This is a genomic window from Pseudomonas edaphica (genome assembly GCF_965277385.1).
Taxonomy (GTDB): Bacteria; Pseudomonadota; Gammaproteobacteria; order Pseudomonadales; family Pseudomonadaceae; genus Aquipseudomonas; species Aquipseudomonas edaphica.
This window is the reverse complement of the sequence record NZ_OZ255725.1, coordinates 2,697,671-2,710,448: the sequence shown is the minus strand read 5'-3', so window position 1 is coordinate 2,710,448 and position 12,778 is coordinate 2,697,671. Positions and strand designations below refer to the sequence as shown.

Here is a 12,778-nt window from a genome sequence, read left to right as displayed (position 1 = left end):
GTAGTAAAACTACACAAGACTGAGCGTATGGCTCGGTCTGGCTGGTGAGCATAATCGTTATTGTTGATCATTTGCGAACAAGAAAAGGTGAAAGTTTGATGCTGGCTGCCAAGATGAAATTAATTTCAGCTATTTCTAACCTTTGTTCGACAGTCCTTCACCAAGCGTGGTTCTTGCCTTCACAACCACATGCCTTTCGCGCGCCGATCAAGGATAGACCATGAGCCTTCCAACGCTGGCCGAACTGCCGGCCATTCTCTTGCCTTTTGCCCAGCGGGCCGAGCAGTCATTTCGTGACGCAGTGGCCGCGCTGGACGCCGATCATGGACTTTCTGCGTGGACGCCGCAACGGTGGGCCGACTTTGCCCGGGTGTGCGCCGCCAGTGATTTCGTCATTGAACAGAGTGTTCGTGACCCTTTGATGTTGCTTGAACTGGTGGCCTGGGGCGAGCTGGACCGCGGCTTTGCGCCCGGTGAGCTGTGCAGTCAGATCGCCGGTGCCGTGCAACAGGCCGAAACAGAAGATGAGTTGGGCCGGGTGCTGCGCCGCCAACGCACGCGTCAGCAAGTGCGCATTATCTGGCGCGACCTGACCCGACAGGCGGACCTGGTGCAAACCTGTCGCGACCTTTCCGACATGGCCGACGCCAGCATCGACCAGGCTTACCAGTGGCTGTACCAGCGCCACTGCGTACAGTTCGGCACGCCCACTGGCCGGCGCAGCGGCGAAGCCCAGCACATGGTCATCCTCGGCATGGGCAAGCTCGGCGCGGTGGAGTTGAACCTGTCATCGGACATCGACCTGATCTTCGCTTACCCCGAAGGCGGCGAGACGGTGGGCGTGAAGCGCGCGCTGGACAACCAGGAGTTTTTCATTCGACTTGGTCAAAAACTGATCAAGGCGCTCGACCCCATGACGGTCGATGGTTTTGTGTTCCGTGTCGACATGCGCCTGCGGCCCTATGGTTCGGCCGGTGCGTTGGTGCTCAGCTTCAATGCGCTGGAGCAGTACTACCAGGATCAGGGCCGCGACTGGGAACGCTACGCCATGATCAAGGCGCGCGTGGTGGCCGGCGACCAGGTGGCCGGCGCGCAATTGCTGGATATGCTGCGCCCGTTCGTTTACCGCCGTTACCTGGATTTTTCTGCGATTGAAGCATTGCGCACCATGAAACAGCTGATCCAGCAGGAAGTGCGGCGCAAGGGCATGGCCGAGAATATCAAGCTGGGCTCGGGCGGCATCCGCGAGGTGGAGTTTATCGCCCAGGCGTTCCAGTTGATCCACGGTGGTCGCGACCTGAGCCTGCAACAGCGGCCGTTGCTCATGGTGCTCGGCACGCTGGAAGGCCAGGGCTACTTGCCGCCTGCAGTGATCGCCGAACTGCGCAATGGCTATGAATTCCTGCGCTATACCGAGCACGCGATCCAGGCGATTGCCGACCGTCAGACGCAAATGCTGCCGGACAGCCCCGAAGATCAGGCGCGCATTGCCTTTATGCTGGGCTTTGTCGACTGGGCCGCGTTCCATGAGCGCCTGATGTATTGGCGTGGCCGGGTGGACTGGCACTTCCGTCAGGTGATTGCTGATCCTGACGAAGAAGAAGGCGAAGAAAGCGAGCTGGTGGTGGGCGGGGAGTGGTTACCGTTGTGGGAAGAGTCCCAGGACGAAGACGCCGCTTGTCGCCAACTGGCCGAGGGTGGTTTTACTGACGCGTCCAAAGCCCTCAAAGCCCTGGCTGGCCTGCGTGGCAGCCCGCAGTTGCGCGCCATGCAGCGCCTCGGTCGCGAGCGGCTCGACGCCTTTATCCCGCGCCTGCTGGCCCAGGCCGTCGAGCACGCCAACCCGGATCTGGTGCTCGAGCGCGTGCTGCCGCTGGTGGAGGCTGTGGCGCGACGTTCTGCTTACCTGGTGCTGCTGACCGAAAACCCCGACGCCCTGCGCCGCTTGTTGACGCTGTGCGCCGCCAGCCCGTGGATTGCCGAGCAAATCACGCGCTTCCCGCTGCTGCTCGATGAGTTGCTCAACGAAGGCCGCCTGTTCAAGCCACCTTTGGCGCCGGAGCTCGCCGCTGAGCTGCGTGAGCGCCTCACACGCATCCCCGAAGATGACCTTGAACAACAGATGGAGGCCTTGCGTCACTTCAAACTGGCCCACCGCCTGCGTGTAGCCGCTTCGGAAATCGCCGGCAGCCTGCCGTTGATGAAGGTCAGCGACTATTTGACCTGGCTCGCCGAAGCTATCCTCGAACAAGTGCTGGCCCTGGCCTGGCGCCAGACGGTCGCCCGTCATGGCTCACCGCAGCGCGTGGACGGCAGCCTGTGCGACCCGGGGTTCATCATTGTGGGTTACGGGAAAGTCGGCGGCATCGAGCTGGGGCATGGCTCGGACCTTGACCTGGTGTTCATCCACGACGGAGATCCCCAGGCCGAGACCGATGGCGCCAAACCCATCGACGGCGCGCAGTTCTTTACGCGTCTGGGCCAGCGGATCATTCACCTGCTCACCACCCAGACCAACTCCGGCCAATTGTATGAAGTGGACATGCGCCTGCGACCTTCCGGCGCCTCCGGTTTGCTGGTCAGCTCGTTGGGGGCGTTTGAGCGCTACCAGGAAAATGAAGCCTGGACTTGGGAACATCAGGCCCTGATCCGCGCGCGGGTATTGGTGGGCAGTCAGGATGTGGGCCATGCGTTCGAGCAGGTACGCGCTAACGTACTGGGGCGTGAACGTGACTTGGCGAAGCTGCGCCAGGAGGTCAGCGAGATGCGCGCCAAGATGCGCGATAACCTGGGCACCAAGGCGACGGCTGCCGGGACGGGGGCGAACGCCTTCGAGCCGACGACCGTGTTCGACCTCAAGCAAGACGCCGGTGGTATCGTCGATATTGAATTTATGGTGCAATACGCGGCTTTGGCGTGGTCTGCGCAACATCCATCGTTGCTGCGCTATACCGACAATATCCGCATTCTGGAAGGCCTGGAGCAGGTCGGGCTAATGCCCGCCGCCGATGCCCATCTGCTGCGTGAGGTGTATAAGGCCTACCGTTCCGCCGCGCACCGCCAGGCCTTGCAAAACGAGGCCGGCACGGTAGCCGGGGATCAGTTCGCCGACGAACGGCGCCAGGTGATGCGAATCTGGAATGAACTGGGGTTAAGCTGAAACTCGATTAAATGTGGGATGCCAATCTAATGTGGACACACAGCTTTGTGTGGGAGCCGGGCTTGCCCGCGATGCAGACGCCTCGGTTTATCAGTGATACCGAGTTGATGCCTTCGCAGGCAAGCCAGCTCCCACACAGGCCAGCTCTGACACAAAGTGGCTACCGTGACCTACAGTAAATAACGATGCGGGGAGGCATAAGCCTCCCCGCATCGTTTGTGGAAACTACATGAATATTCTGATCGTTGGGCCTAGTTGGGTCGGTGACATGGTAATGGCGCAGACACTGTTCCAGTGCCTCAAGCAACGTCATCCCGACTGCCAAATCGACGTGCTCGCCCCTGAGTGGAGCCGGCCGATCCTTGAGCGCATGCCCGAAGTGCGCACGGCCTTGAGCTTCCCGCTCGGCCATGGCGCCCTTGAATTGGCGACGCGCCGACGCATCGGTAAATCCATGGTCGGCCAGTACGACCAGGCGATTTTGCTGCCCAACTCGCTCAAGTCGGCGTTGGTGCCGTACTTTGCCGGCATCCCTAAACGTACCGGCTGGCGCGGCGAGTTTCGCTACGTGTTGCTTAATGACGTGCGCACCCTCGACAAGGCGCGCTACCCGCTGATGATCGAACGTTTCATGGCGCTGGCCTACGAGCCCGGCGCCGAGTTGCCCACGCCGTACCCGCGCCCGAGCCTGCAGATCGATCCGGTGAGCCGTGACGCGGCGCTGGCCAAGTTCGGCCTGGCGCTTGACCGTCCAGTGCTGGCGCTGTGCCCCGGCGCCGAGTTTGGCGAGTCCAAGCGCTGGCCGTCGGAGCATTACGCCAAAGTCGCCGAGATGAAGATTCGCGAAGGCTGGCAGGTGTGGCTGTTTGGTTCGAAGAAGGATCACCCGGTCGGCGAAGACATTCGCCAGCGCCTGATCCCCGGCCTGCGTGAAGAAGCGGTGAACCTCAGTGGCGACACGTCGCTGGCCGAGGCTATCGATTTACTCTCCTGCGCGGACTCAGTGGTGTCCAACGACTCCGGCCTGATGCACGTGGCGGCGGCGCTTAACCGCCCCTTGGTGGCGGTGTATGGCTCGACGTCGCCCGGTTTTACCCCGCCTTTGGCCGACAAGGTTGAGGTGGTGCGCCTGGGCCTGGATTGCAGCCCGTGCTTTGAGCGTACCTGCCGTTTTGGCCATTACAACTGCATGCGTCAGTTGCTGCCGCAGCCGGTGAATGAAGCCTTGCAGCGGTTGCAGGGTTCCGCGGTCGAGGTTCGCTAGTTTGCGCGTATTGGTAGTCAAGACCTCATCCCTGGGCGATGTGATCCACGCCTTGCCGGCACTGACCGACGCGGCGCGGGCGATCCCTGGCATCCGCTTTGACTGGGTGGTGGAAGAAGGCTTTGCCGAGATTCCCACCTGGCATCCAGCCGTGGACAAAGTGATCCCGGTGGCGATTCGTCGCTGGCGCAAGAACATCTGGCAAACCATCAAGAGCGGCGAATGGCGGCGCTTCAAGCAGAGCGTGCAGTCGACCAAATACGATTTGGTGATCGATGCCCAAGGGCTGCTCAAAAGCGCCTGGCTGACGCGCTATGTACGCGCGCCGGTGGCCGGTTTTGATAAGAATTCTGCCCGTGAACCGATGGCTGCGCGTTTCTACTCGCGCCGGCTGGCCGTGGCCCGTGGGCAGCATGCAGTAGAACGCTTGCGCCAGCTGTTCGCCGTGGCGTTGGGTTATGACTTGCCCAAAGGCCTGGGCGATTACGGCCTGAGCGTCGACAAGTTGCTCGGCCTGCCGCCGAAAAAACCCTTTGTACTGCTGCTGCATGGCACCACCTGGGACACCAAGCACTGGCCCGAAGCCTACTGGCGTGAGCTGGCCGAACGCATGGGCCGCCTGGGTGTGGACGTGAAATTGCCATGGGGCAATGCCGCCGAAAAGGCCCGCGCCGAGCGTCTGGCCCAAGGCCTGCAAAACGCCGAAGTGCTGCCCAAACTCAACCTGGCCGGCGTCGCCCGTGTGCTGGCCGGTGCCCGCGCCTGTGTGGCGGTGGACACGGGCCTGGGCCACTTGGCCGCCGCGCTGGACGTGCCGACCATCTCCCTGTTCGGCCCCACCAACCCGGGCCTGACCGGCGCCTACGGCAAAGGCCAGATTCACTTGGCCAGCGACTTCCCATGCGCACCGTGCCTGCAAAAAACCTGTACTTATCAACCGACGGCCGACGACCTGCGTCGGTTCGACATCACGCGCGAGTCGCCCCTGTGCTTCACGCGCTTGAACCCTGAGCGTGTGGCAAGCCGGCTGAGCACGTTGTTATTGGCTGAGGAGCTGCACTGATGCAACTGGCTTTTGTTTTGTACAAATATTTCCCCTTCGGTGGCCTGCAGCGCGACTTCATGCGCATCGCCCTGGAGTGCCAGCAGCGCGGCCATACGATTCGGGTCTACACGCTGATCTGGGAAGGCGACATTCCGCCCGGCTTTGAAGTGCTGGTGGCGCCGGTCAAGGCGTTCTTCAACCATCGGCGCAACGAGAAACTGTTGGCCTGGATGGACGCTGACCTGGCCAAGCGCCCGGTGGACCGTTTGATCGGCTTCAACAAAATGCCCGGCCTGGACGTGTACTACGCCGCCGACGGCTGCTTTGAAGACAAGGCGCAAAACCTGCGTCACTCGCTGTACAAAAGCTTTGGCCGTTACAAGCACTTTGCCGAGTACGAACGTGCGGTGTTCGCCAAAGACGCCAAGACCGAAGTGTTGATGATCTCCGAAGTGCAGCAACCGCTGTTCATCAAGCATTACGACACGCCGCTGGAGCGCTTCCACCTGCTGCCGCCGGGCATTGCCCAGGACCGCCGCGCGCCGCCAAATGCGGCCGAAATCCGCGAAGGTTTCCGCAAGGAGTTCAACCTGCGCGACGACGAGTTGCTGCTGGTACAAATCGGTTCCGGCTTCAAAACCAAGGGCGTCGACCGCAGCCTCAAGGCCGTGGCCGCGCTACCGACCGAGCTTAAAAAACGTACGCGCCTGTTTGTAATCGGCCAGGACGACCCCAAAGTATTCCAGTTGCAGAGCGCCACGTTGGGGCTGGGCGATAACGTGCAGTTCCTCAAGGGCCGCAGCGATATCCCGCGTTTCCTGCTGGGCGCCGACCTGTTGATTCACCCGGCGTACAACGAAAATACCGGTACCGTGTTGCTCGAAGCCCTGGTGGCCGGGTTGCCGGTGCTGGTCTCGGCGGTGTGTGGGTATGCCCACTACATTGGCGAAGCCGACAGCGGGCTGGTGCTGGATGAGCCGTTTGAACAAGCGCAGCTCAACCAGTACCTCACGCAGATGCTTACCGACACTGCACAGCGCGCGGCCTGGGGCCGCAATGGTTTGGCCTTCGCCGAGACGGCCGACCTCTACAGCATGCCGCAGCACGCGGCAGATGTGATTCTGGCGGAGCCGAAACGATGAAGTTGATTCTTGCCGAACCGTTCAAGACCTTATGGGCCGGGCGTGACGCCTTTGCCGAAGTCGAGAAACTGCAAGGCCAGGTATTTCGTGAACTGGCGGCGCGTCGCACCTTGCGTACCGAGGTGGAGGGCCGCCCGTATTTCGTGAAAATCCACCGTGGCATCGGTTGGGGCGAGATCTTCAAGAACCTGATCACCGCCAAGCTGCCGGTGCTGGGTGCCGGCCTGGAATGGTCGGCCATCCACCGCTTGCAGGAACTGGGTGTGCCGACCATGACCGGCGTGGCCTTCGGTGAAAAAGGCAGCAACCCGGCCGACCAGCACTCGTTCATCATCACCGAAGAACTGGCCCCGACCATCAGCCTGGAAGACCTGACCGTCAACTGGGTGGCCGAGCCGCCGGCACCGGCATTGCGCCATGCGCTCACTGCCGAACTGGCACGCATGGTCGGCGACATGCACCGTGGCGGCGTCAATCACCGCGACTGCTACCTGTGCCACTTCCTGCTGGATACGTCCCGGCCGATCGATGCGCGCACCATCAAGCTTTCAGTGATCGACCTGCACCGTGCCCAATTGCGTGCCCATCTGCCGCTGCGCTGGCGCGACAAGGACTTGTCCGCGCTGTACTACTCGGCGCTGGACATCGGCCTGACTCAGCGCGACAAACTGCGCTTTCTCAAAGGCTACTTCCGCCAGCCGCTGCGCCAGATCCTGGCCGAGCAGTCGGCGTCCCTGAGCTTGTTGCAGCGCAAGGCCGACAAGCTGTATGCGCGCAAGCAACGCCTGGGGGATGCGATCTGATGGCGGGTTGGAACCTGGAACCTGCTTACGCCGCCCTGGCGGATGACTTTGGTAGCCTGGAGGCGGTGTTTGCCTTGCAGGGTGAGCGACTGACGCGCGACCCCTTGTCGGAAGTGATTCGGGTGGAGCGTGGCGGGGTCAATTACTACGTCAAACGCTACGTAGGCGCCGGCAAAGGCCTGCGCCGTTACCTGGGCAAACCTCGGGTGAAGTCCGAATGGCAGAACCTCAAGCGCTTCGCCAAGTGGGGGATTCCCACCGCCGACGTGGTGGCCTGGGGCCTGGAGCGCAAGGGTTTGGCCTATGCGCGCGGGGCGATGATTACCCGCGAGTTGCCCAAGACCGAAGACCTGTCGGTGCTGGCCGATCGTAACGATCCGTGCTTGAAAGACCCCCAGTGGGTCAATGTGATCAGCCGTCAGCTCGCCGAATATACGCGCACGATGCACGAACACCGCTTTACCCATAACGACTTGAAGTGGCGCAACCTGCTGGTTGACGATAACCGCACGCTGTACCTGATCGATTGCCCCAACGGCGATTTCTGGCGCGGTTTTTGGCTCAAGTACCGTATTACCAAGGACCTGGCCTGCCTGGACAAAGTCGCCAAGTATCACTTGTCGGCCACCCAGCGCCTGCGCTTCTACATGCAATACCGCCAACGCACGCACCTGACGGCTTCGGACAAACAGCGAATCCGGCACGTGGTGAAGTTTTTCGAGGGGCGCGAATGACTGATTTTCTGGCGGCCGATGATCGCGCATTGCTTGCGCGCCACGGCCTGGCTGACTTCGATGCGCTGTGGGCCAGGCAACTGGACGCGGTGGATGAACCCAATACCAGCGACGGCGGCTGGAGCAGCGTGTTTCGCCTGGAGCTTGATGGCCAGGGTTACTACCTCAAGCGCCAGAGCAACTACCTGACGCGCACGCTCAGCAAGCCGTTTGGCGAGCCGACGTTTGCCCGCGAGTTCCGTAATATCAGCCGCTACCGGAAGCTGGGCATTCCGGCGTTGCAGGCGGCGTTTTTCGGTGAGCGCAAGGTTGAAGGCGAGCGCCGCGCGATGTTGCTGACCCGAGCCCTGGACGGCTGGAATGACCTGGATTCACTGCTCGAACAATGGCCGCAGCTGAGTGACGACCAGCACCGTGCGATCTTGCTGGCCTGTGGTCAGCTGGCGCGCCACCTGCACAGCGTAGGGCAAGTGCATGGCTGTTTTTACCCCAAGCATATTTTCCTGCAACCGCTCGGAGACGGTTATGCCGCGCAGTTGATCGACCTGGAGAAAACCCGCCCGCTGCTGTTTGGCCGGCGTGATCGGGTCAAGGATCTGGAGCCATTGCTGCGTCGTGCGCCGCAATGGTCGGACGCGCAAGTGCGGCAACTGCTGGCAGCGTATCTGGACCAGCCTGAAGACAGCGCGCGGGTGGGCGCCTGGTTCGAGCGCCTGACGGCCCGGCGCAGTCACAAGGAGAAGCGCTGATGCGCTTGTCCGAACTGAAAAAAGCCGGCCGCAGGCCTGAGCTGCCGCTGACCCTCGAGTTGGCCGACGCCGCAGGCACCGGCCAGCTGCAACTGCTTAACCTGTTGCGCGTGTTGCCGGGCGAACGCTACGTGGGCGCCGCCGTCTGGCGCGGCCGCCCGGTGTTGGCCAAATTGCTGGTGGGCAGCAAGGCGGCGCGGCATTTTCAGCGCGAACTCAGCGGCGTGCGCCTGCTGGCCGAGCAGGGCCTGACCACGCCACAGTTGCTGGCCGATGGCTTGCAGGAAGGCGAGGGCGGCTGGCTGCTGTTTGAATTTATCGAAGGCGCCGAAAGCCTTGCCGATGCCTGGCAGGCGGTCGAAGGGTTGCCGCCTTTGGCGGACGAGCAAACGGCTGTGCTCGCAGAGGCGTTGGGCGCAATTGCGCAGATGCACGCCAAAGGCCTGTGGCAAGAAGACCTGCACCTGGACAACCTGCTGCGTCAGGACGGCAAGCTGTACCTGATCGACGGCGCCGGGATTCGTGTTGAAGCGGCGGGCAAGCCGTTGTCGCGCAACCGGGTGCTGGAAAACCTTGGCGTGTTCTTCGCCCAGTTGCCGAAAAACCTCGAGCCGTTCACCGAAGAATTGCTGGTGTACTACCTGCTGGGCAACGGCGAGCACGCCTTGCCGCTGGAAGCCCTGGAAAAACAGGTGCGCAAGGTCAGCGCCTGGCGCTTGAAAGACTTTTTGAACAAGGTCGGCCGTGAATGCACGCTGTTCAGCGTGGTGCGTGGCGCCTTTGCCTTGCGTGCGATTCGTCGTGAGGAAGAGGCGGCGATGCTGCCGGTGCTGGAGCAGGCCGACGCGCTGCTCGACCAAGGCCATTTGTACAAAACCGGTGGTGCGGCCACCGTCGCCAAGGTCGAAGCGGGCGGACGGCCACTGGTGATCAAGCGCTATAACATCAAGGGGTTTGCCCATTGGCTCAAGCGCTTCTGGCGCCCCAGCCGGGCCTGGCATTCGTGGCGTGAAGGCAACCGCCTGGCGTTCCTTGGCATCGCCACGCCCAAGCCGCTGGCGGTGTTGGAAAAACGTTTTTTGTGGCTGCGCAGCCGGGCCTACCTGGTGACTGAATACCTGCCGGGGCCGGACATCATCGAGCGTTTTGCGCCGTATGTTGAGAAAGGCGATGCGCCCGAGAATGAACTGCTGGCCCTGGACCACTTGTTCGCCGAGCTGATCCGCGAGCGGATCAGCCATGGTGATTTCAAGGGCCATAACCTGTTCTGGGCCGAGGATCGCTGGGCGTTGATCGACCTGGACGCGATGTGTCAGCACAGCTCGGTCGCAAGCTTCGCGCCGGCGTTCGCCAAGGACCGCGCGCGGTTTATGCGTAACTGGCCTGAGAGCAGTGCGCTGTACCAGCTGATCGATGCGCGTTTGCCCAAACAGATTTAACCCAAAGTCTGTGGCCGGTTGGCTGTTGTGGCGAGCAGGCTTGCCCTGCGTTGGGCTGCGCAGCGGCCCCAGTAAAGGCACTGCGATTTCTCCTGAAAACACTCAGTGCCTGGTTTTAGGGCTGCTGCGCAGCCCAACGCAGGGCAAGCCTGCTCGCCACAGGGGATATGAGCACCTTCAAAAGTAGAGTGGCGATACTCAGAACTGGTATTCAGCCCCGGCCCCCGCATACCACGACCTTCCCGGCGCCGCCTCGTAGTAACGGAAGTTGCCGTCCCCAACAATTACCGAACCGACATACTGGCGATCCAGCAAGTTATCCAGGCGCACCGTCTGGTGAAAGGTCCAGTGCTCCACCTTTTGTTCGAAGCGCGCCCGCCAGTTGAACACGCTGTAGCCCGGCGCGGCGCGTTGCTGGTTGGTGTCTTCGACGTAGACCTTGCTGCGGTACAGGCCTTCGAGGGCGGTGCTGACCCAGTCGCGGGGTTTCCAGTTCAGCTCGGCGAAGAGGGTGGTTTGCGGCACGCCGGGCAAGTAGTTGCCCTTGTCGATAGCCTTGCCGCTGTTGGTAAAGTCGCTGTCGTAGGTCGCCTGCAGGCGGGTGTAGGCGAGGGTGGTGCTCCACTGTTCGCTGAGTTGGCTTTCCAGGCCCAGCTCGAAGCCTCGGCGCAGGGTTTTACCGGCGTTTTGGTAGGTGGTGCGACCGCCGCTGGATTGCTGCACGACCAACTCGTCGTCAGTCGTGATCTGGAATAGCGCAGCGTTGAGGCGCGTGTCTTGACCAAGCTTTGCTTTCAGGCCGACTTCATACTGCTTGCTGACCGACGGCTTGAGCGCAAAGTTAAAGCCGTTGGCGCTACTCGAATACGCCGACTCGGCCTGGGTCGGGGTTTCGAAGCCTTTGCCCGCGCTCACATAGCCATGCAGGTCCGGCGTGAAGGCGTACATCACGCTGACCGAAGGCGTGTTCTTCTGGTAGGTCTTGCTGCCACTGTCATTGCCGTCGCCGTCGCTTGTGAAGTGGTCGTCCACCTCCATTTTCATGCTGCTGTGGCGCAGGCCGGCTTGCAGGGTCCAGTCGCCCAGCAGCCAGTTGGCTTGCACGAACGGGTCGATGCTGGTGGCGGTGTCGAGTTCGTCGCGGCCCAGGGCGCCTTTGACACCGTGCACGCCATTCAGGGTGTTGGAATAACCTTGGCGGTCATCCTGGCTGCGGTCGTAATCGAGGCCGGTGATCAGGGTCAGCTCGCCGGGGGCGCTGGTGATCGGTTGCAGCCAATGCACCGAACCGCCGTAGAATTTACGGTCGAAGTCCACCACGCCGCCGCGCTTGTCAGAGGCGGTGCCGCCTGGAATCGACAGGTACTGAATCACGCTCCTGCGCCCGGTGTACGCATTCACCTGCAGCGTGGCATCGCCGATGTAGCGTTCGTAATTCAGGCCCAACTGCTGATGATCGATGCTTTTTCGCGTGTTGTACTGCAATGCAGCCGGCGCTACCGAGCGCGGATCGGCCTTGTAGGCTGCCCAGCTTTGCCCAAGCGGATCCTGCGTGCCGTTTTGCTCCAGGCTGCTATAGATCAGCGCCAACTTGCTGTCTTCGTCCGGCTGGAAGTTGAGCTTGGCGAAGGTCTGGTCACGACGGGCGCTGCTGTGGTCGCGGTAGCCATCGGTGTCCATGCGTGAAGCGTCGAGCACAAAACCTGCGCCGTTCGCCGCGCCTTCGGCGGTGAGGTGGTTTTTGCTCATGCCGTCGCTGCCCACCAGGGTTTCGGCGCCGATGCGCGGCGGGCCTTCGCCGTCGCGGGAAAACATCTGGATCACGCCGCCGGCATTGCTGCCATACAAGGTGGCGGCCGGGCCGCGCAGCACTTCAATGCGCTCGGCGGTGTCGAGGTTGAAGGTGGCCGCCTGGCCCTGGCCGTCCGGAGTGCTGGCCGGGATGCCGTCGGCGATCAACTTGAGGCCGCGTACGCCAAACGCCGAGCGCGCGCCGAAGCCGCGCGAGGAGATCTGCAGGTCCTGGGCATAGTTCTGACGGTTTTGTACCACCAGGCCCGGTACGCGAGACAGCGCCTCGGAGGCGTTGATGCCGAGTTGGCCGTCGCTGATTTGCGCGTGGCTGATGCTGTCCACCGAGTAAGGCAGGTCGAAAGTCGGGCTGGCGCTGCGCGAGCCGGTGACCACGCTGGGGTCGAGGACCAAAGTGGCATCGTCGGCCAGGACGGTGCTGCTCAAGCCGAGCAGCAGCAGGGCAAGGGGAACGGGTGGGGGTGTATTCATCGGGAAGCCGGATCAGTGGCGCGACGCGAGGGATAGACGTCGGCGCAAGAAAAGCGCGAGTTTAACGGCTCCCTCCTGCTTTTGCCGAAGAAGAAGACTCCTACGCCGTTTTGAGCTTCGAGTTATCTGTCAGTCGCCGGCCATAATGGTAGGTTCTCG

9 protein-coding genes are annotated in these 12,778 nt (G+C 62.1%); 8 read left to right on the top strand and 1 reads right to left on the bottom strand.

Annotated elements, in window-relative coordinates; all coding sequences use genetic code 11:
- The first annotated feature begins 220 nt into the window (after window positions 1–220).
- From glnE to ACQY47_RS12300, 8 genes are all read left to right on the top strand, one after another.
- The gene (gene glnE / locus ACQY47_RS12335; protein WP_017138518.1) at window positions 221–3,160 is read left to right on the top strand and encodes a bifunctional [glutamate--ammonia ligase]-adenylyl-L-tyrosine phosphorylase/[glutamate--ammonia-ligase] adenylyltransferase; all 2,940 of its coding nucleotides are present in this window, start codon (window positions 221–223) and stop codon (window positions 3,158–3,160) included.
- 229 nt (window positions 3,161–3,389) lie between these two features.
- A complete protein-coding gene (gene waaF, locus ACQY47_RS12330; RefSeq protein WP_017138516.1) occupies window positions 3,390–4,424 on the top strand; it encodes a lipopolysaccharide heptosyltransferase II in 1,035 nt (344 codons plus the stop codon).
- A gap of 1 nt (window position 4,425) precedes the next feature.
- Entirely contained in the window at window positions 4,426–5,487 is a 1,062-nt protein-coding gene (waaC, locus tag ACQY47_RS12325) for a lipopolysaccharide heptosyltransferase I (RefSeq protein ID WP_428557169.1), read from the top strand.
- The gene (locus ACQY47_RS12320; protein ID WP_428557168.1) at window positions 5,487–6,611 is read left to right on the top strand and encodes a glycosyltransferase family 4 protein; all 1,125 of its coding nucleotides are present in this window, start codon (window positions 5,487–5,489) and stop codon (window positions 6,609–6,611) included. The genes waaC and ACQY47_RS12320 overlap by 1 nt, the downstream gene beginning before the upstream one ends.
- Window positions 6,608–7,414, top strand: coding sequence for a lipopolysaccharide core heptose(I) kinase RfaP (rfaP, locus tag ACQY47_RS12315; RefSeq protein WP_017138513.1), 807 nt, complete (start codon window positions 6,608–6,610; stop codon window positions 7,412–7,414). Before ACQY47_RS12320 ends, rfaP begins: the two co-directional genes overlap by 4 nt.
- The gene (locus ACQY47_RS12310) at window positions 7,414–8,148 is read left to right on the top strand and encodes a lipopolysaccharide kinase InaA family protein (RefSeq protein WP_138817155.1); all 735 of its coding nucleotides are present in this window, start codon (window positions 7,414–7,416) and stop codon (window positions 8,146–8,148) included. The genes rfaP and ACQY47_RS12310 overlap by 1 nt, the downstream gene beginning before the upstream one ends.
- Window positions 8,145–8,897: a lipopolysaccharide kinase InaA family protein gene (locus ACQY47_RS12305; protein ID WP_176991747.1), complete on the top strand. Its 753-nt coding sequence runs from the start codon at window positions 8,145–8,147 to the stop codon at window positions 8,895–8,897. The genes ACQY47_RS12310 and ACQY47_RS12305 overlap by 4 nt, the downstream gene beginning before the upstream one ends.
- Complete coding sequence (locus ACQY47_RS12300; RefSeq protein ID WP_428557167.1) at window positions 8,897–10,336, top strand: lipopolysaccharide kinase InaA family protein; 1,440 nt, start codon at window positions 8,897–8,899, stop codon at window positions 10,334–10,336. Before ACQY47_RS12305 ends, ACQY47_RS12300 begins: the two co-directional genes overlap by 1 nt.
- A gap of 198 nt (window positions 10,337–10,534) precedes the next feature.
- On the opposite strand, the gene ACQY47_RS12295 is transcribed toward ACQY47_RS12300, so the two are convergent.
- A complete protein-coding gene (locus ACQY47_RS12295; RefSeq protein ID WP_428557166.1) occupies window positions 10,535–12,619 on the bottom strand; it encodes a TonB-dependent receptor family protein in 2,085 nt (694 codons plus the stop codon).
- Between the last annotated feature and the right edge of the window lie 159 nt (window positions 12,620–12,778).

Excerpts from the sequence above, each read along its gene's own strand:
- glnE (WP_017138518.1), top strand. The coding sequence starts at position 221 with ATGAGCCTTCCAACGCTGGCCGAACTGCCGGCCATTCTCTTGCCTTTT.
- waaF (WP_017138516.1), top strand. The coding sequence starts at position 3,390 with ATGAATATTCTGATCGTTGGGCCTAGTTGGGTCGGTGACATGGTAATG.
- ACQY47_RS12320 (WP_428557168.1), top strand. The coding sequence starts at position 5,487 with ATGCAACTGGCTTTTGTTTTGTACAAATATTTCCCCTTCGGTGGCCTG.
- rfaP (WP_017138513.1), top strand. The coding sequence starts at position 6,608 with ATGAAGTTGATTCTTGCCGAACCGTTCAAGACCTTATGGGCCGGGCGT.
- ACQY47_RS12310 (WP_138817155.1), top strand. The coding sequence starts at position 7,414 with ATGGCGGGTTGGAACCTGGAACCTGCTTACGCCGCCCTGGCGGATGAC.
- ACQY47_RS12305 (WP_176991747.1), top strand. The coding sequence starts at position 8,145 with ATGACTGATTTTCTGGCGGCCGATGATCGCGCATTGCTTGCGCGCCAC.
- ACQY47_RS12300 (WP_428557167.1), top strand. The coding sequence starts at position 8,897 with ATGCGCTTGTCCGAACTGAAAAAAGCCGGCCGCAGGCCTGAGCTGCCG.
- ACQY47_RS12295 (WP_428557166.1), bottom strand. The coding sequence starts at position 12,619 with ATGAATACACCCCCACCCGTTCCCCTTGCCCTGCTGCTGCTCGGCTTG.